This is a genomic window from Enterobacter cloacae complex sp. ECL411 (assembly GCF_021869665.1).
GTDB classification, from domain to species: Bacteria; Pseudomonadota; Gammaproteobacteria; order Enterobacterales; family Enterobacteriaceae; genus Enterobacter; species Enterobacter intestinihominis.
Genome location: NZ_CP091487.1, coordinates 242,902 through 258,361 on the forward strand (window position 1 = coordinate 242,902; position 15,460 = coordinate 258,361).

16 protein-coding genes and 3 pseudogenes are annotated in these 15,460 nt (G+C 54.9%); 11 read left to right on the forward strand and 8 right to left on the reverse strand.

The window, feature by feature from the left end; all coding sequences use genetic code 11:
* Positions 1–19 precede the first annotated feature (19 nt).
* The 4 genes and pseudogenes from L3069_RS24100 to L3069_RS24115 all read left to right on the forward strand — a co-directional run bounded on the left by L3069_RS24100 (position 20) and on the right by L3069_RS24115 (position 4,894).
* The gene (locus L3069_RS24100) at positions 20–724 is read left to right on the forward strand and encodes an IS6-like element IS26 family transposase (protein ID WP_001067855.1); all 705 of its coding nucleotides are present in this window, start codon (positions 20–22) and stop codon (positions 722–724) included.
* Positions 725–776: 52 nt separating this feature from the next.
* Positions 777–842, forward strand: a pseudogene (locus tag L3069_RS24105) (helix-turn-helix domain-containing protein); the annotation flags it as partial.
* A 2-nt stretch (positions 843–844) separates the two neighbouring features.
* A complete protein-coding gene (locus L3069_RS24110; protein ID WP_042863651.1) occupies positions 845–3,811 on the forward strand; it encodes a Tn3 family transposase in 2,967 nt (988 codons plus the stop codon).
* 78 nt (positions 3,812–3,889) lie between these two features.
* Entirely contained in the window at positions 3,890–4,894 is a 1,005-nt protein-coding gene (locus L3069_RS24115; protein WP_000427619.1) for an IS110-like element IS5075 family transposase, read from the forward strand.
* A gap of 253 nt (positions 4,895–5,147) precedes the next feature.
* Here L3069_RS24115 and L3069_RS24120 read toward each other — a convergent pair.
* The 5 genes and pseudogenes from L3069_RS24120 to L3069_RS24140 all read right to left on the reverse strand — a co-directional run.
* Positions 5,148–5,252: pseudogene (locus L3069_RS24120) on the reverse strand (Arm DNA-binding domain-containing protein); the annotation flags it as partial.
* A gap of 121 nt (positions 5,253–5,373) precedes the next feature.
* Positions 5,374–5,598, reverse strand: coding sequence for a hypothetical protein (locus tag L3069_RS24125; protein ID WP_000743213.1), 225 nt, complete (start codon positions 5,596–5,598; stop codon positions 5,374–5,376).
* The gene (locus L3069_RS24130; protein WP_001446887.1) at positions 5,595–6,332 is read right to left on the reverse strand and encodes a recombinase family protein; all 738 of its coding nucleotides are present in this window, start codon (positions 6,330–6,332) and stop codon (positions 5,595–5,597) included. The genes L3069_RS24125 and L3069_RS24130 overlap by 4 nt, the downstream gene beginning before the upstream one ends.
* Before the next feature lie 485 nt (positions 6,333–6,817).
* Positions 6,818–6,958 carry a hypothetical protein gene (locus tag L3069_RS24135; protein ID WP_001044210.1) on the reverse strand — a complete coding sequence of 47 codons (141 nt, stop codon included), beginning with the start codon at positions 6,956–6,958 and terminating at the stop codon, positions 6,818–6,820.
* 5 nt (positions 6,959–6,963) lie between these two features.
* The gene (locus tag L3069_RS24140) at positions 6,964–7,668 is read right to left on the reverse strand and encodes an IS6-like element IS26 family transposase (protein WP_001067855.1); all 705 of its coding nucleotides are present in this window, start codon (positions 7,666–7,668) and stop codon (positions 6,964–6,966) included.
* 79 nt (positions 7,669–7,747) lie between these two features.
* Between L3069_RS24140 and L3069_RS24145 the strand changes: the two genes are divergently transcribed.
* The gene (locus L3069_RS24145; RefSeq protein WP_001239317.1) at positions 7,748–8,248 is read left to right on the forward strand and encodes a hypothetical protein; all 501 of its coding nucleotides are present in this window, start codon (positions 7,748–7,750) and stop codon (positions 8,246–8,248) included.
* A gap of 149 nt (positions 8,249–8,397) precedes the next feature.
* A complete protein-coding gene (locus L3069_RS24150) occupies positions 8,398–9,039 on the forward strand; it encodes a type A-2 chloramphenicol O-acetyltransferase CatII (protein ID WP_001011939.1) in 642 nt (213 codons plus the stop codon).
* Positions 9,040–9,182: 143 nt separating this feature from the next.
* On the opposite strand, the gene L3069_RS24155 is transcribed toward L3069_RS24150, so the two are convergent.
* Together L3069_RS24155 and tetR(D) are read right to left on the reverse strand one after the other, a co-directional pair.
* Positions 9,183–9,887 (reverse strand): IS6-like element IS26 family transposase, encoded by a 705-nt coding sequence (locus tag L3069_RS24155; protein WP_001067855.1) that lies wholly within the window; start codon positions 9,885–9,887, stop codon positions 9,183–9,185.
* Positions 9,888–9,898: 11 nt separating this feature from the next.
* Positions 9,899–10,555 carry a tetracycline resistance transcriptional repressor TetR(D) gene (gene tetR(D) / locus L3069_RS24160; RefSeq protein WP_000113282.1) on the reverse strand — a complete coding sequence of 219 codons (657 nt, stop codon included), beginning with the start codon at positions 10,553–10,555 and terminating at the stop codon, positions 9,899–9,901.
* Between the two features lie 95 nt (positions 10,556–10,650).
* Here tetR(D) and tet(D) point away from each other — a divergent pair, with 95 nt between their 5' ends.
* From tet(D) to L3069_RS24175, 3 genes and pseudogenes are all read left to right on the forward strand, one after another.
* Positions 10,651–11,835, forward strand: coding sequence for a tetracycline efflux MFS transporter Tet(D) (tet(D), locus tag L3069_RS24165; protein ID WP_001039466.1), 1,185 nt, complete (start codon positions 10,651–10,653; stop codon positions 11,833–11,835).
* Positions 11,836–11,929: 94 nt separating this feature from the next.
* On the forward strand, positions 11,930–13,039 hold the full coding sequence (locus tag L3069_RS24170) for an S-(hydroxymethyl)glutathione dehydrogenase/class III alcohol dehydrogenase (RefSeq protein ID WP_000842134.1): 1,110 nt from the start codon (positions 11,930–11,932) through the stop codon (positions 13,037–13,039).
* Between the two features lie 21 nt (positions 13,040–13,060).
* Positions 13,061–13,483 (forward strand): annotated as a pseudogene (locus L3069_RS24175) (alpha/beta hydrolase-fold protein); the annotation flags it as partial.
* A 45-nt stretch (positions 13,484–13,528) separates the two neighbouring features.
* On the opposite strand, the gene L3069_RS24180 reads toward L3069_RS24175, so the two are convergent.
* Positions 13,529–14,233 carry an IS6-like element IS26 family transposase gene (locus L3069_RS24180; RefSeq protein WP_001067855.1) on the reverse strand — a complete coding sequence of 235 codons (705 nt, stop codon included), beginning with the start codon at positions 14,231–14,233 and terminating at the stop codon, positions 13,529–13,531.
* On the opposite strand from L3069_RS24180, the gene L3069_RS24185 reads away from it, so the two are divergent.
* On the forward strand, positions 14,224–14,553 hold the full coding sequence (locus L3069_RS24185) for a toxic anion resistance protein (RefSeq protein ID WP_004248813.1): 330 nt from the start codon (positions 14,224–14,226) through the stop codon (positions 14,551–14,553). The two genes, L3069_RS24180 and L3069_RS24185, sit on opposite strands and share 10 nt — an antisense overlap.
* Positions 14,543–15,436, forward strand: coding sequence for a hypothetical protein (locus L3069_RS24190; protein ID WP_000252081.1), 894 nt, complete (start codon positions 14,543–14,545; stop codon positions 15,434–15,436). Before L3069_RS24185 ends, L3069_RS24190 begins: the two co-directional genes overlap by 11 nt.
* The last annotated feature ends 24 nt before the right edge of the window (positions 15,437–15,460 follow it).

Consider the following 15,460-nt stretch of genomic DNA (forward strand, 5'->3'; position numbering starts at 1 on the left):
TTTGCTGATGGAGCTGCACATGAACCCATTCAAAGGCCGGCATTTTCAGCGTGACATCATTCTGTGGGCCGTACGCTGGTACTGCAAATACGGCATCAGTTACCGTGAGCTGCAGGAGATGCTGGCTGAACGCGGAGTGAATGTCGATCACTCCACGATTTACCGCTGGGTTCAGCGTTATGCGCCTGAAATGGAAAAACGGCTGCGCTGGTACTGGCGTAACCCTTCCGATCTTTGCCCGTGGCACATGGATGAAACCTACGTGAAGGTCAATGGCCGCTGGGCGTATCTGTACCGGGCCGTCGACAGCCGGGGCCGCACTGTCGATTTTTATCTCTCCTCCCGTCGTAACAGCAAAGCTGCATACCGGTTTCTGGGTAAAATCCTCAACAACGTGAAGAAGTGGCAGATCCCGCGATTCATCAACACGGATAAAGCGCCCGCCTATGGTCGCGCGCTTGCTCTGCTCAAACGCGAAGGCCGGTGCCCGTCTGACGTTGAACACCGACAGATTAAGTACCGGAACAACGTGATTGAATGCGATCATGGCAAACTGAAACGGATAATCGGCGCCACGCTGGGATTTAAATCCATGAAGACGGCTTACGCCACCATCAAAGGTATTGAGGTGATGCGTGCACTACGCAAAGGCCAGGCCTCAGCATTTTATTATGGTGATCCCCTGGGCGAAATGCGCCTGGTAAGCAGAGTTTTTGAAATGTAAGGCCTTTGAATAAGACAAAAGGCTGCCTCATCGCTAACTTTGCAACAGTGCCAAGCTGGCTCGTGAATTCGGAATCAGTCGCGAAACCCTGTATCAATACTTGAGAACGGATCAGTAAATATGCCACGTCGTTCAATCCTGTCCGCCGCCGAGCGCGAAAGCCTGCTGGCGTTGCCGGACACCAAGGATGAGTTGATCCGTCACTACACGTTCAGCGAAACCGACCTCTCCATCATCCGGCAGCGGCGCGGCCCGGCCAACCGGCTGGGCTTCGCCGTGCAGCTCTGTTACCTGCGCTTTCCTGGTGTCATCCTGGGCGTCGATGAGCCGCCGTTTCCGCCCTTGTTGAAACTGGTCGCCGACCAGCTCAAGGTCAGCGTCGAAAGCTGGGACGAATACGGGCAGCGGGAGCAGACCCGGCGCGAGCACCTGGTCGAACTGCAAACGGTGTTCGGCTTCCAGCCCTTTACCATGGGCCACTACCGGCAGGCCGTCCAGTTGCTGACCGAGATGGCCTTGCAGACCGACAAGGGCATCGTGCTGGCCAGCACCTTGATCGAGCACCTGCGGCAGCAGTCGGTCATTCTGCCTGCCCTCAACGCCGTCGAGCGGGCGAGCGCCGAAGCAATCACCCGCGCCAACCGGCGCATCTACGATGCCTTGGCCGAACCGCTGTCGGACGCGCATCGCCGCCGCCTCGACGATCTGCTCAAGCGTCGGGACAACGGCAAAACGACCTGGCTGGCCTGGCTGCGCCAATCGCCCGTCAAACCGAATTCGCGGCACATGCTGGAACACATCGAACGCCTCAAAGCGTGGCAGGCGCTCGACCTGCCTTCTGGCATCGAGCGGTCGGTGCACCAGAACCGCCTGCTCAAGATCGCCCGTGAGGGTGGCCAGATGACGCCCGCCGACCTGGCCAAGTTCGAGGCGCAGCGACGCTATGCCACCCTGGTGGCGCTTGCCATCGAGGGCATGGCCACCGTCACCGACGAAATCATCGACCTGCACGACCGCATCCTGGGCAAGCTGTTCAACGCCGCCAAGAACAAGCATCAGCAGCAATTCCAGGCGTCCGGCAAGGCGATCAACGCCAAGGTGCGGCTGTTCGGCCGCATCGGCCAGGCGCTGATCGAGGCCAAGCAGGCGGGCCGCGATCCGTTCGCCGCCATCGAGGCCGTCATGTCCTGGGATGCCTTCGCCGAGAGCGTCACCGAAGCGCAGAAGCTTGCGCAGCCCGAGGACTTCGATTTCCTGCACCGCATCGGCGAAAGCTACGCCACGCTGCGCCGCTACGCGCCGGAATTCCTTGCCGTGCTCAAGCTGCGGGCCGCTCCCGCCGCGAAGGACGTGCTCGACGCCATCGAGGTGCTGCGCGGCATGAACAGCGACAACGCCCGCAAGGTGCCCGCCGACGCGCCGACCGAGTTCATCAAGCCGCGCTGGCAGAAGCTGGTCATGACCGACACCGGCATCGACCGGCGCTACTACGAACTGTGCGCGCTGTCGGAGATGAAGAACGCGTTGCGTTCCGGCGACATCTGGGTGCAGGGGTCGCGCCAGTTCAAGGACTTCGAGGACTACCTGGTGCCGCCCGCGAAATTCGCCAGCCTCAAGCAGGCCAGCGAATTGCCGCTGGCCGTGGCCACCGACTGCAACCGGTACCTGAACGACCGGCTGACGCTGCTGGAAACACAGCTTGCCACCGTCAACCGTATGGCGACGGCCAACGAGCTGCCGGACGCCATCATCACCGAGTCAGGCTTGAAGATCACGCCGCTCGACGCGGCGGTACCCGACACCGCCCAAGCGCTGATCGACCAGACGGCAATGATCCTGCCGCACGTCAAGATCACCGAACTGCTGCTGGAGGTGGACGAATGGACGGGCTTCACTCGGCATTTCGCGCATCTGAAATCGGGCGACCCGGCCAAAGACAAGAACCTGTTGCTGACCACGATCCTCGCCGACGCGATCAACCTGGGCCTGACCAAGATGGCGGAGTCTTGCCCCGGCACGACCTACGCCAAGCTGGCTTGGCTGCAAGCCTGGCACATCCGCGACGAAACCTACGGGGCGGCGCTGGCCGATCTGGTCAACGCACAGTTCCGCCATCCCTTCGCCGAGCACTGGGGCGACGGCACCACCTCATCGTCGGACGGCCAGAACTTCCGCACCGGCAGCAAGGCCGAGAGCACCGGCCACATCAACCCGAAATACGGGAGCAGCCCAGGGCGGACGTTCTACACCCACATTTCTGACCAGTACGCGCCATTTCACACCAAGGTCGTGAACGTCGGCGTGCGCGATTCGACCTACGTGCTCGACGGCCTGCTGTACCACGAGTCCGACTTGCGGATCGAGGAGCATTACACCGACACGGCGGGCTTCACCGATCACGTCTTCGCCCTGATGCACCTCCTGGGCTTCCGCTTCGCGCCGCGCATCCGCGACCTGGGCGACACCAAGCTCTACATCCCGAAGGGCGACGCCGCCTATGACGCGCTGAAACCCATGATCGGCGGCACGCTCAACATCAAGCACGTCCGCGCCCATTGGGACGAAATCCTGCGGCTGGCCACCTCGATCAAGCAGGGCACGGTGACGGCCTCCCTGATGCTCCGAAAGCTCGGCAGCTACCCACGCCAGAACGGCCTGGCCGTGGCGCTCCGCGAGCTGGGCCGCATCGAGCGCACGCTGTTCATCCTGGACTGGCTGCAAAGCGTGGAACTGCGCCGCCGCGTGCATGCCGGCCTGAACAAGGGCGAGGCGCGCAATGCGCTGGCCAGGGCAGTGTTTTTCAACCGCCTGGGTGAAATCCGCGACCGCAGTTTCGAGCAGCAGCGCTACCGGGCTAGCGGCCTCAATCTGGTAACGGCTGCCGTCGTGTTGTGGAACACGGTCTATCTGGAACGGGCTGCGCACGCGCTGCGTGGCAACGGCCATGCCATTGATGACGCGCTGTTGCAGTACCTGTCGCCGCTCGGTTGGGAGCACATCAACCTCACCGGCGATTACCTCTGGCGCAGCAGCGCCAAGATCGGCGCGGGCAAGTTCAGGCCGCTACGACCGCTGCAACCGGCTTAGCGTGCTTTATTTAATGAGATGGTCACTCCCTCCTTCCCAGTACTATGCTGAGGACAGGCTTTCATTCGGAGAACCATCATGGAAAACATTGCGCTTATTGGTATCGATCTGGGTAAGAACTCTTTCCATATTCATTGTCAGGATCATCGTGGGAAGGCCGTTTACCGTAAAAAATTCACCCGACCAAAGCTAATCGAATTTCTGGCGACATGCCCGGCAACAACCATCGCGATGGAAGCCTGTGGCGGTTCTCACTTTATGGCACGCAAGCTGGAAGAGTTAGGGCATTTTCCAAAGCTGATATCACCGCAATTTGTCCGCCCATTCGTTAAAAGCAACAAAAATGACTTCGTTGATGCTGAAGCTATCTGTGAAGCAGCATCACGTCCATCTATGCGTTTCGTGCAGCCCAGAACCGAATCTCAGCAGGCAATGCGAGCTCTGCATCGTGTCCGTGAATCCCTGGTTCAGGATAAGGTGAAAACAACTAATCAGATGCATGCTTTTCTGCTGGAATTTGGTATCAGCGTTCCGCGAGGTGCTGCCGTTATTAGTCGACTGAGTACCCTTCTTGAGGACAGTAGTTTGCCTCTTTATCTCAGCCAGTTACTGCTGAAATTACAACAGCATTATCACTATCTTGTTGAGCAGATTAAAGATCTGGAATCTCAGTTGAAACGAAAGTTGGACGAAGATGAGGTTGGACAGCGCTTGCTGAGTATTCCCTGCGTTGGAACGCTGACTGCCAGTACTATTTCAACTGAGATTGGCGACGGGAAGCAGTACGCCAGCAGCCGTGACTTTGCGGCGGCAACAGGGCTGGTACCCCGACAGTACAGCACGGGAGGTCGGACGACATTGTTAGGGATTAGCAAGCGGGGCAACAAAAAGATCCGAACTTTGTTGGTTCAGTGTGCCAGGGTATTCATACAAAAACTGGAACACCAGTCTGGCAAGTTGGCCGACTGGGTCAGGGAGTTGTTGTGTCGGAAAAGCAACTTTGTCGTCACCTGTGCTCTGGCAAACAAGCTGGCCAGAATAGCCTGGGCACTGACGGCGCGACAGCAAACTTACGAAGCATAAAGGCAGAAATACACCAGTTTAAACAATCATTCATCTGGTTTTGCGAATACTGATATTGATGATACTAACGGCCCACCGGCCTGTTGAGGAACCTGTAAAACGGAAAGGCTCATTGAAGCCGTATATTTTCTGGAGGTTCATCAGGCGCGGAACTCATCGAGGCGCGGGAATAAAATCCCATTCAGACGCCGGATAGATTCAAGCAAGCCAACTTGTCGTCAAAATCGGTGTTGCAAAAACGGGAGTGACCATAGATTCCGTTTTCTGAGGCGACCCCCACATAGAGACCTTCCCGGTCATTCACTTTGTAGAGTTTGTCCCTGGGCTTGAGATTGCGCAGCTTGGTATCGGTCAGCATGTACCTTGTCCTTCTTCGTCTCCGATACCCACTCGATTGTAAACAAGCACACAAAACCCTTTAGTGACAACAATTTGCAAGAACTATCAGGCTCAGTGCCATGAAAAATACCATGACCAGATCATGAGGTTGAACACGGCTTGCGCCGGCAGCGTTCACGCTCCTGGTCGGCGATCTCGCCCGGCTGCAATGCTAGCTCAGCATCGGTCATGCGCTCCAGCACGTCGCGTAGGCGGATGGTGCAAGGAATGGGCGGCAGCTCGAACTCATAGCCGCCGGCGATCATTTCGGCCGCAATCTCCTCGGTGATGAAAAACGGCTCGTCGTCTTGGTTCGGCTTCTTCATGCCCTTTCCTCCTGGCGCTCATCCTGGCCGACAGCGGCCAGGGCATCGGCTTCCGTCAATGCGTCCTCCACGAACGCGCCGTGCTGCTTCGCTTCGGCCTGGCTGACCTCGGCCCATATCCGTTTCACCTGGGCCGCACTGTACCCGGCCAGCTCGGCGGTCTTGTTGATGCTGTAGCCGGACTTGCGCAGCGCGACAACTTGGGCGCGGCGCTTCGGATCAGCACGGCGGCCCTTGTACCGCCCGGCCTGGCGGGCCAACTCAATGCCTTGGCGCTGGCGTTCGCGCCTGTCCTCGTAGTCGTCGCGGGCCATCTGCAAGGCCAGGCGAAAAAGCATGATCTGCACGGCTTCCAGCACGATCTTGGCGACGCCCTGGGCCTCGGCCGCCAGGTCGGATAGATCGACCACGCCAGGGACGGCCAGGCTTGCGCCTTTGGCCTGTATCGAGGCCACCAGGCGCTCGGCCTCGGGCAAAGGTAGGCGGCTGATGCGGTCGATCTTCTCGGCAATGACCACCTCGCCGGGCTGTAGGTCGCCGATCATGCGCAGCAGCTCAGGCCGGTCGGCGCGTGCGCCGGATGCCTTCTCACGGTAGATGCCGGCGACGTAGTAGCCGGCGGCCTTCGCGGCCGTAGTGATCGCCTCTTGGCGTTCCAAGTCCTGCGCGTCGGTGCTGACGCGCAGATAGACCCGCGCCACCATCGGCGCGGCTACTGGCTTCGTCCTGCGCATACTTGCGGGCTCCTTTGGGCATACGCAAAGTGTCCGGTCATGCTACCCCCGGCCAAAAAGGCCGTCATGCGATTTATCTTGGCCGGGTCGTTATTGGCGGGTCTAAATGGCCGCTCCGTGGATCTCATCGCCAGAAATGGCGATGCGAGATCCAGGGCAGGGCGGCCGCCATCGTCAGACCTGGCGATGGTCGACGCCGGCGCGCATCGTCGGATGTGGCGATGCGAGCTCGAGGTCGGTGGCCACCGCCGGCGACCTGGTGCCATCGTCGGCAATGGCGATGCTGCAGCTCGACGTGCGCGGCCTGGTCGTCTCGGCATCGTCGGATGCGGCGATGCTCGAGCGAGGCGAAAAAAAACCGCCTCGGGGTGTCCGAGGCGGCAAGTCTGCATGCGGTTCAGGGAGGAAGAAACCGCGCCGGCGATCAGGGAGGAAAACCGCGCGGCCTGATGTGCAGCTCGGCCACTTTAGCCGGATTTTTCGACTTATCCGATGCGAGCGGCCCGCCGTGGGCGCTGCTCGATCTGCTGTTGCTTTTTCTCGACGTGCTTCTGCTCCTGGTGCTGCTGCTCGTCGCGCGGCACTGTTGCAAAGTTAGCGATGAGGCAGCCTTTTGTCTTATTCAAAGGCCTTACATTTCAAAAACTCTGCTTACCAGGCGCATTTCGCCCAGGGGATCACCATAATAAAATGCTGAGGCCTGGCCTTTGCGTAGTGCACGCATCACCTCAATACCTTTGATGGTGGCGTAAGCCGTCTTCATGGATTTAAATCCCAGCGTGGCGCCGATTATCCGTTTCAGTTTGCCATGATCGCATTCAATCACGTTGTTCCGGTACTTAATCTGTCGGTGTTCAACGTCAGACGGGCACCGGCCTTCGCGTTTGAGCAGAGCAAGCGCGCGACCATAGGCGGGCGCTTTATCCGTGTTGATGAATCGCGGGATCTGCCACTTCTTCACGTTGTTGAGGATTTTACCCAGAAACCGGTATGCAGCTTTGCTGTTACGACGGGAGGAGAGATAAAAATCGACAGTGCGGCCCCGGCTGTCGACGGCCCGGTACAGATACGCCCAGCGGCCATTGACCTTCACGTAGGTTTCATCCATGTGCCACGGGCAAAGATCGGAAGGGTTACGCCAGTACCAGCGCAGCCGTTTTTCCATTTCAGGCGCATAACGCTGAACCCAGCGGTAAATCGTGGAGTGATCGACATTCACTCCGCGTTCAGCCAGCATCTCCTGCAGCTCACGGTAACTGATGCCGTATTTGCAGTACCAGCGTACGGCCCACAGAATGATGTCACGCTGAAAATGCCGGCCTTTGAATGGGTTCATGTGCAGCTCCATCAGCAAAAGGGGATGATAAGTTTATCACCACCGACTATTTGCAACAGTGCCCTGTTTAGAGTACTATATGCGCCTGCAACAGTGGGCCACCGAAAATATTAAAAAACTGCTTTATCTCGCGGGGGATGACGCGGTGATTAATTACGGGAAAATGCGGCTGGAATTTTTGCAGAAAGCACTGGCGCAGGATACCTCCGGTGACTTCTGCTTTCGTGTGCTGCATCCGGAAGTGTCTGGCCCGCCGGATATGAAAAAGGCTTCCGCCGGGTACCGTGACTTTATTATCGGTAACAGAGCGTTGCTGGATCTGGTGAATTCAGCCGGTGAAGGGGCTCCGGTTGCGCATTATTCCGCTGATGAAATTCAGTCATTATTTTCGGCACAAATACAGGGGTCGGTGGATAAATACGGCGATAGTTTCCTGACGGATGATCCGTATGTGCTGGCGGAAGACAAGCTGCAAACCTGTCAGATGGAAATTGATTTAATGGCGGATGTGCTGAGAGCACCGCCCCGTGAATCCGCAGAACTGATCCGCTATGTATTTGCGGATGAGTGGCCGGAATAAATAAAACCGGGCTTAATACAGATTAAGCCCGTATCGGGTATTATTACTGAATACCAGACAGCTTACGGAGGACGGAATGTTACCCATTGAGACAACCAGACTGCCTTCTGATTATTAATATTTTTCACTATTAATCAGAAGGAATAACCATGAATTTTACCCGGATTGACCTGAATACCTGGAATCGCAGGGAACATTTTGCCCTTTATCGTCAGCAGATTAAATGCGGATTCAGCCTGACCACCAAACTCGATATTACCGCTTTGCGTACTGCACTGGCGAAAACCGGTTATAAGTTTTATCCGCTGATGATTTACCTGATCTCCCGGGCTGTTAATCAGTTTCCGGAGTTCCGGATGGCAATGAAAGATAATGAACTGATTTACTGGGAACAGTCAGACCCGGTCTTTACTGTCTTTCATAAAGAAACCGAAACATTCTCCGCACTGTCCTGCCGTTATTTTCCGGATCTCAGTGAGTTTATGGCGGGTTATAACGCGGTAACAGCAGAATATCAGCATGATACCAGGTTGTTTCCGCAGGGAAATTTACCGGAGAATCACCTGAATATATCATCGTTACCCTGGGTGAGTTTTGACGGATTTAATCTGAATATCACCGGAAATGATGATTATTTTTCCCCGGTTTTTACAATGGCAAAGTTTCAGCAGGAAGGTGACCGCGTACTATTACCTGTTTCTGTACAGGTTCATCATGCAGTCTGTGATGGTTTTCATGCAGCAAGGTTTATCAATACACTTCAGCTGATGTGTGATAACATACTGAAATAAATTAATTAATTCTGTATTTAAGCCACCGTATCCGGCAGGATTGGTGGCTTTTTTTTATATTTTAACCGTAATCTGTAATTTCGTTTCAGAAGGCACTGTTGCAAAGTTAGCGATGAGGCAGCCTTTTGTCTTATTCAAAGGCCTTACATTTCAAAAACTCTGCTTACCAGGCGCATTTCGCCCAGGGGATCACCATAATAAAATGCTGAGGCCTGGCCTTTGCGTAGTGCACGCATCACCTCAATACCTTTGATGGTGGCGTAAGCCGTCTTCATGGATTTAAATCCCAGCGTGGCGCCGATTATCCGTTTCAGTTTGCCATGATCGCATTCAATCACGTTGTTCCGGTACTTAATCTGTCGGTGTTCAACGTCAGACGGGCACCGGCCTTCGCGTTTGAGCAGAGCAAGCGCGCGACCATAGGCGGGCGCTTTATCCGTGTTGATGAATCGCGGGATCTGCCACTTCTTCACGTTGTTGAGGATTTTACCCAGAAACCGGTATGCAGCTTTGCTGTTACGACGGGAGGAGAGATAAAAATCGACAGTGCGGCCCCGGCTGTCGACGGCCCGGTACAGATACGCCCAGCGGCCATTGACCTTCACGTAGGTTTCATCCATGTGCCACGGGCAAAGATCGGAAGGGTTACGCCAGTACCAGCGCAGCCGTTTTTCCATTTCAGGCGCATAACGCTGAACCCAGCGGTAAATCGTGGAGTGATCGACATTCACTCCGCGTTCAGCCAGCATCTCCTGCAGCTCACGGTAACTGATGCCGTATTTGCAGTACCAGCGTACGGCCCACAGAATGATGTCACGCTGAAAATGCCGGCCTTTGAATGGGTTCATGTGCAGCTCCATCAGCAAAAGGGGATGATAAGTTTATCACCACCGACTATTTGCAACAGTGCCGTAAGCTGCACCTCAAACCCCCGGATCAGGCTCTCCAGGCCATGCAGAAAGGCCTGCTCACCATCATCACTGTCCATAATCTGCAGCGCTTCCCGCAATAGCGGCGGCAGGTTTTCGTCCGGTGCTGCAGGGCGGTCGGTCAGGGCGGCAGTATGCTCCTGCTGCTCCAGTACGGCACCAAGGGTAAAATGACTGACCGCTGAAATCGCATATAACCCGTCGCGCAGTGAAAAGCCGTTTTCTGTCATAAAGCGTAACTGGGTTTCCACCGTATCATACTGTTTTTCATCAGGGCGGGTGCCGAGGTGCACTTTTGCCCCGTCACGGTAACGCAGCAGCGCCCGGCGGAAACTCATTGCATTATTGCGCAGAAATGACTGCCAGGATTCCCCCGCCGCAGGCAGTGAATAATCATGATGACGCGCCAGGATCTCCACCGCCAGCGCATCCAGTAACGCCCGTTTATTTTTCACATGCCAGTAAAGTGTCGGCTGTTCTATTCCCAGCTTCTGCGCCAGCTTGCGGGTCGTCAGCCCGTCAATCCCTGTCTCATTCAGCAGTTCCAGTGCCGCATCAATAACCGATTCTCTGTTCAGCCGTGCCATGACCGTCTCCTCCGATTTTCAGATTGACACTCTATCATTGATAGAGATATATTCCAACTCTATCAATGATAGGGAATTAACACAGGATCTGAAAAATGAATAAACCCGCTGTCATCGCGCTGGTGATTACACTGCTGGACGCGATGGGAATTGGTCTGATCATGCCGGTATTACCGTCACTGCTGCGGGAATATCTCCCGGAAGCGGATGTGGCAAACCATTACGGCATTCTGCTGGCGCTGTATGCGGTGATGCAGGTCTGTTTTGCTCCGCTGCTGGGCAGATGGTCAGATAAGCTGGGGCGCAGACCGGTGCTGCTGTTATCCCTGGCGGGTGCCGCGTTTGATTACACACTGCTGGCACTGTCCAATGTGCTGTGGATGTTGTATCTCGGGCGGATTATCTCCGGGATCACTGGTGCCACCGGCGCGGTTGCGGCTTCGGTAGTGGCGGACAGCACGGCGGTCAGCGAGCGTACCGCCTGGTTCGGCCGTCTCGGTGCGGCCTTTGGTGCCGGGCTGATTGCCGGGCCGGCTATCGGCGGACTGGCGGGGGATATCTCACCGCATCTGCCGTTTGTCATTGCGGCAATACTGAATGCCTGCACCTTTCTGATGGTCTTTTTTATCTTTAAACCGGCGGTACAGACAGAAGAAAAACCGGCGGAGCAGAAACAAGAAAGCGCAGGTATCAGCTTTATCACACTGCTTAAACCTCTGGCGCTGTTGCTGTTTGTCTTTTTTACCGCGCAGCTTATCGGGCAGATCCCGGCCACTGTCTGGGTATTGTTTACGGAGAGCCGCTTTGCCTGGGACAGCGCGGCGGTCGGTTTTTCACTGGCGGGACTCGGGGCGATGCATGCACTGTTTCAGGCGGTGGTTGCCGGGGCGCTGGCAAAACGGCTGAGTGAGAAAACCATTATTTTCGCCGGATTTATTGCCGATGCCACCGCGTTTTTACTGATGTCTGCTATCACTTCCGGATGGATGGTGTATCCGGTCCTGATCCTGCTGGCAGGCGGCGGAATTGCACTGCCTGCATTGCAGGGCATTATCTCTGCCGGGGCATCGGCGGCAAATCAGGGAAAACTACAGGGTGTGCTGGTCAGCCTGACCAATCTGACCGGCGTGGCGGGCCCGCTGCTGTTTGCTTTTATTTTCAGTCAGACACAGCAGAGTGCGGACGGTACGGTGTGGCTGATTGGCACGGCACTGTACGGTCTGCTGCTGGCAATCTGTCTGCTGATCAGAAAACCGGCACCGGTGGCGGCCACCTGCTGACCGGCGCTATACAGGCAGCGCTGTTGTGCGGTATGGTGGACGGCATTCGTGCTTATCGCCTGCCATGATAAGCCTCAGACACAGAGGAACCGTTATGAAATCACGCGCAGCAGTCGCCTTCGGGCCGGGTTTACCCCTTGAAATTGTTGAAATTGATGTGGCACCGCCGAAGAAAGGTGAAGTGCTGGTGAAAATCAGTCACACCGGGGTATGCCATACCGATGCCTACACGCTTTCCGGTGATGATCCGGAAGGTCTGTTCCCGGTGGTGCTCGGCCATGAAGGTGCCGGGGTGGTGGTTGAGGTCGGTGAGGGCGTGACCAGTGTGAAACCGGGCGACCATGTGATCCCGCTGTACACCGCCGAGTGCGGCGAGTGTGATTTCTGTACCTCCGGTAAAACCAACCTCTGTGTTGCCGTCCGCGAAACCCAGGGCAAAGGCGTGATGCCGGACGGCACCAGCCGTTTTTCGTATAACGGTCAGCCGCTCTATCACTATATGGGCTGCTCGACATTCAGCGAATATACCGTTGTGGCGGAAGTATCACTGGCGAAAATCAATCCGCAGGCCAATGCGGAGCAGGTTTGCCTGCTCGGCTGCGGCGTGACCACCGGGATCGGCGCGGTACACAATACCGCGAAGGTACAGGAAGGGGATTCTGTGGCGGTATTCGGCCTCGGCGGTATCGGGCTGGCCGTGGTGCAGGGCGCACGTCAGGCAAAAGCGGGGCGCATCTTTGCCATCGATACCAATCCATCCAAGTTTGAGCTGGCAAAACAGTTCGGCGCCACAGACTGCATTAATCCCAATGATTATGACAAACCTGTTCAGCAGGTGCTGGTCGAAATGACCAAATGGGGTGTGGATCATACCTTTGAATGTATCGGCAATGTCAATGTGATGCGGTCGGCGCTGGAAAGTGCGCACCGTGGCTGGGGGCAGTCGGTAATTATCGGGGTGGCGGGTGCCGGAAAAGAGATTTCAACCCGTCCGTTCCAGCTGGTGACCGGCCGGGTCTGGAAAGGCACGGCGTTCGGCGGCGTGAAAGGGCGTACCCAGTTGCCGGGAATGGTGGAAGATGCCATGAGCGGCAAAATCGAGCTGGCGCCGTTTGTCACGCACACCATGGAACTGGATAAAATCAATGAAGCTTTTGATTTGATGCACGACGGCAAATCCATCCGCACAGTCATTCATTACTGATAACGTATTCAGGGAGATACTATGGAACGGATTGAACATCACGTCTGTTTCGGCGGCAGCCAGGAAGTCTGGCGTCACCACTCTGCGGTGACCGGCACGCCGATGACTTTTTCCGTGTTTCTGCCGCCGCAGGCAAAAACAGAGAAATGTCCTGTGCTGTACTGGCTTTCCGGGCTGACCTGCAACGAGCAGAATTTTATCACCAAAGCCGGGGCACAGCGTTACGCAGCGGAACACGGCCTGGTGATTGTCGCGCCGGATACCAGTCCGCGCGGCAGTCAGGTGGCGGATGATAAAGAGTACGATCTCGGCCAGGGTGCCGGGTTTTATGTCAATGCCACACAGGAGCCGTGGAAAGCGCATTATCAGATGTATGATTATATTCTGAATGAGCTGCACACCCTGGTAAGCGGGCATTTCGGCACATCGGAAAAACGGGCACTGTTGCAAAGTTAGCGATGAGGCAGCCTTTTGTCTTATTCAAAGGCCTTACATTTCAAAAACTCTGCTTACCAGGCGCATTTCGCCCAGGGGATCACCATAATAAAATGCTGAGGCCTGGCCTTTGCGTAGTGCACGCATCACCTCAATACCTTTGATGGTGGCGTAAGCCGTCTTCATGGATTTAAATCCCAGCGTGGCGCCGATTATCCGTTTCAGTTTGCCATGATCGCATTCAATCACGTTGTTCCGGTACTTAATCTGTCGGTGTTCAACGTCAGACGGGCACCGGCCTTCGCGTTTGAGCAGAGCAAGCGCGCGACCATAGGCGGGCGCTTTATCCGTGTTGATGAATCGCGGGATCTGCCACTTCTTCACGTTGTTGAGGATTTTACCCAGAAACCGGTATGCAGCTTTGCTGTTACGACGGGAGGAGAGATAAAAATCGACAGTGCGGCCCCGGCTGTCGACGGCCCGGTACAGATACGCCCAGCGGCCATTGACCTTCACGTAGGTTTCATCCATGTGCCACGGGCAAAGATCGGAAGGGTTACGCCAGTACCAGCGCAGCCGTTTTTCCATTTCAGGCGCATAACGCTGAACCCAGCGGTAAATCGTGGAGTGATCGACATTCACTCCGCGTTCAGCCAGCATCTCCTGCAGCTCACGGTAACTGATGCCGTATTTGCAGTACCAGCGTACGGCCCACAGAATGATGTCACGCTGAAAATGCCGGCCTTTGAATGGGTTCATGTGCAGCTCCATCAGCAAAAGGGGATGATAAGTTTATCACCACCGACTATTTGCAACAGTGCCACAATGAGTTACTCCGTAGTAATGCAAAATTACTGCATCGCAATGCAGTAGAAACTATGAAAGCAAACCAACGGCTGGTTATTGATATAAGCACCCTTAAAGAGGTGCAGGATACGCTTATCCAGACGGTTGGCGATGTTGTTAAAATCCAGAGAGAAGGGGCTATTAAGCTCAGGGAAACAGAAAAACAGGTTCTTGCCATGCGTGAGAATTTGCGCACCCGACTGACACAAAAAGGGGTAGATCATGGTGCGTAACCTTAAGAGTAGTGACGATTTTTCCCGTGAACTGTCATTTCTTTTTCACCGGTCTATAAAGATTAGAAATTCAGGTTTCGCGATATTTGGTGCGGGCCTGCTGATAATGATTTTTGGTCTTTGCTTGTGGTTGCTGTCATTACACCTCTCACCTTCAGTTCTGGACTTTGATATTGATGTGCCCTTGTCATTCTTCAATTCATCTGAAGGTGAAGATAAGTTAGTGGTTTCGGATTTTGGCGATGCATTTGGAGGCTTCCTAACTACATATTCTAAGTTGCTATTAGGGATTATGGGGCTATTAGTAGTTTCTTCAACTGCCTTTAAAATTTTAAAGGGGGAGGAAATAGGTGAGATATTCCCGATGCTTCTAATTGCTGGCGCTTTTCTTATCGGCTTGTCAGTTTTTACATCTGCTTTAGGTTCGGAAGAGACTGATGCCACTTCAGCTTCGACTGTAAAGGTTATCAAGAAATATGTAAAACATGAAAAATACGATAAACTTGTCGCATATTTAAATGATAGTAATTGGCCCTCAGGCGAAGAGGTATCTGTAAACTATTTAAAGGCGCAACTACATATAAAACTCGGCAAGCCAGATGTGAAGTTAACACAGAATGTTGTTAGGGCGTATATGTCTGGTGTATTACAGTCAAATATTCCCGTGAAAGTTCGTTATGCATTGGAAAAGACAGCTTTAGATAAATCCGTCTCACCACTTGCGATTCGTTATGAGCAAAAACGTATGTCTAAATCACATACCTTTTCAAAAGCGTCGGTTAATTGTCTTAAAGTAGGTAGTCCCGTCGCATTCGTTGGCGTTTTGTTCGCTCTTCTTGGTATAAAAATCAGGCGGCGAGTCAGATTCTTAGAATCAAATTGAATGAAAGCCCGGTACGCTGGGCTT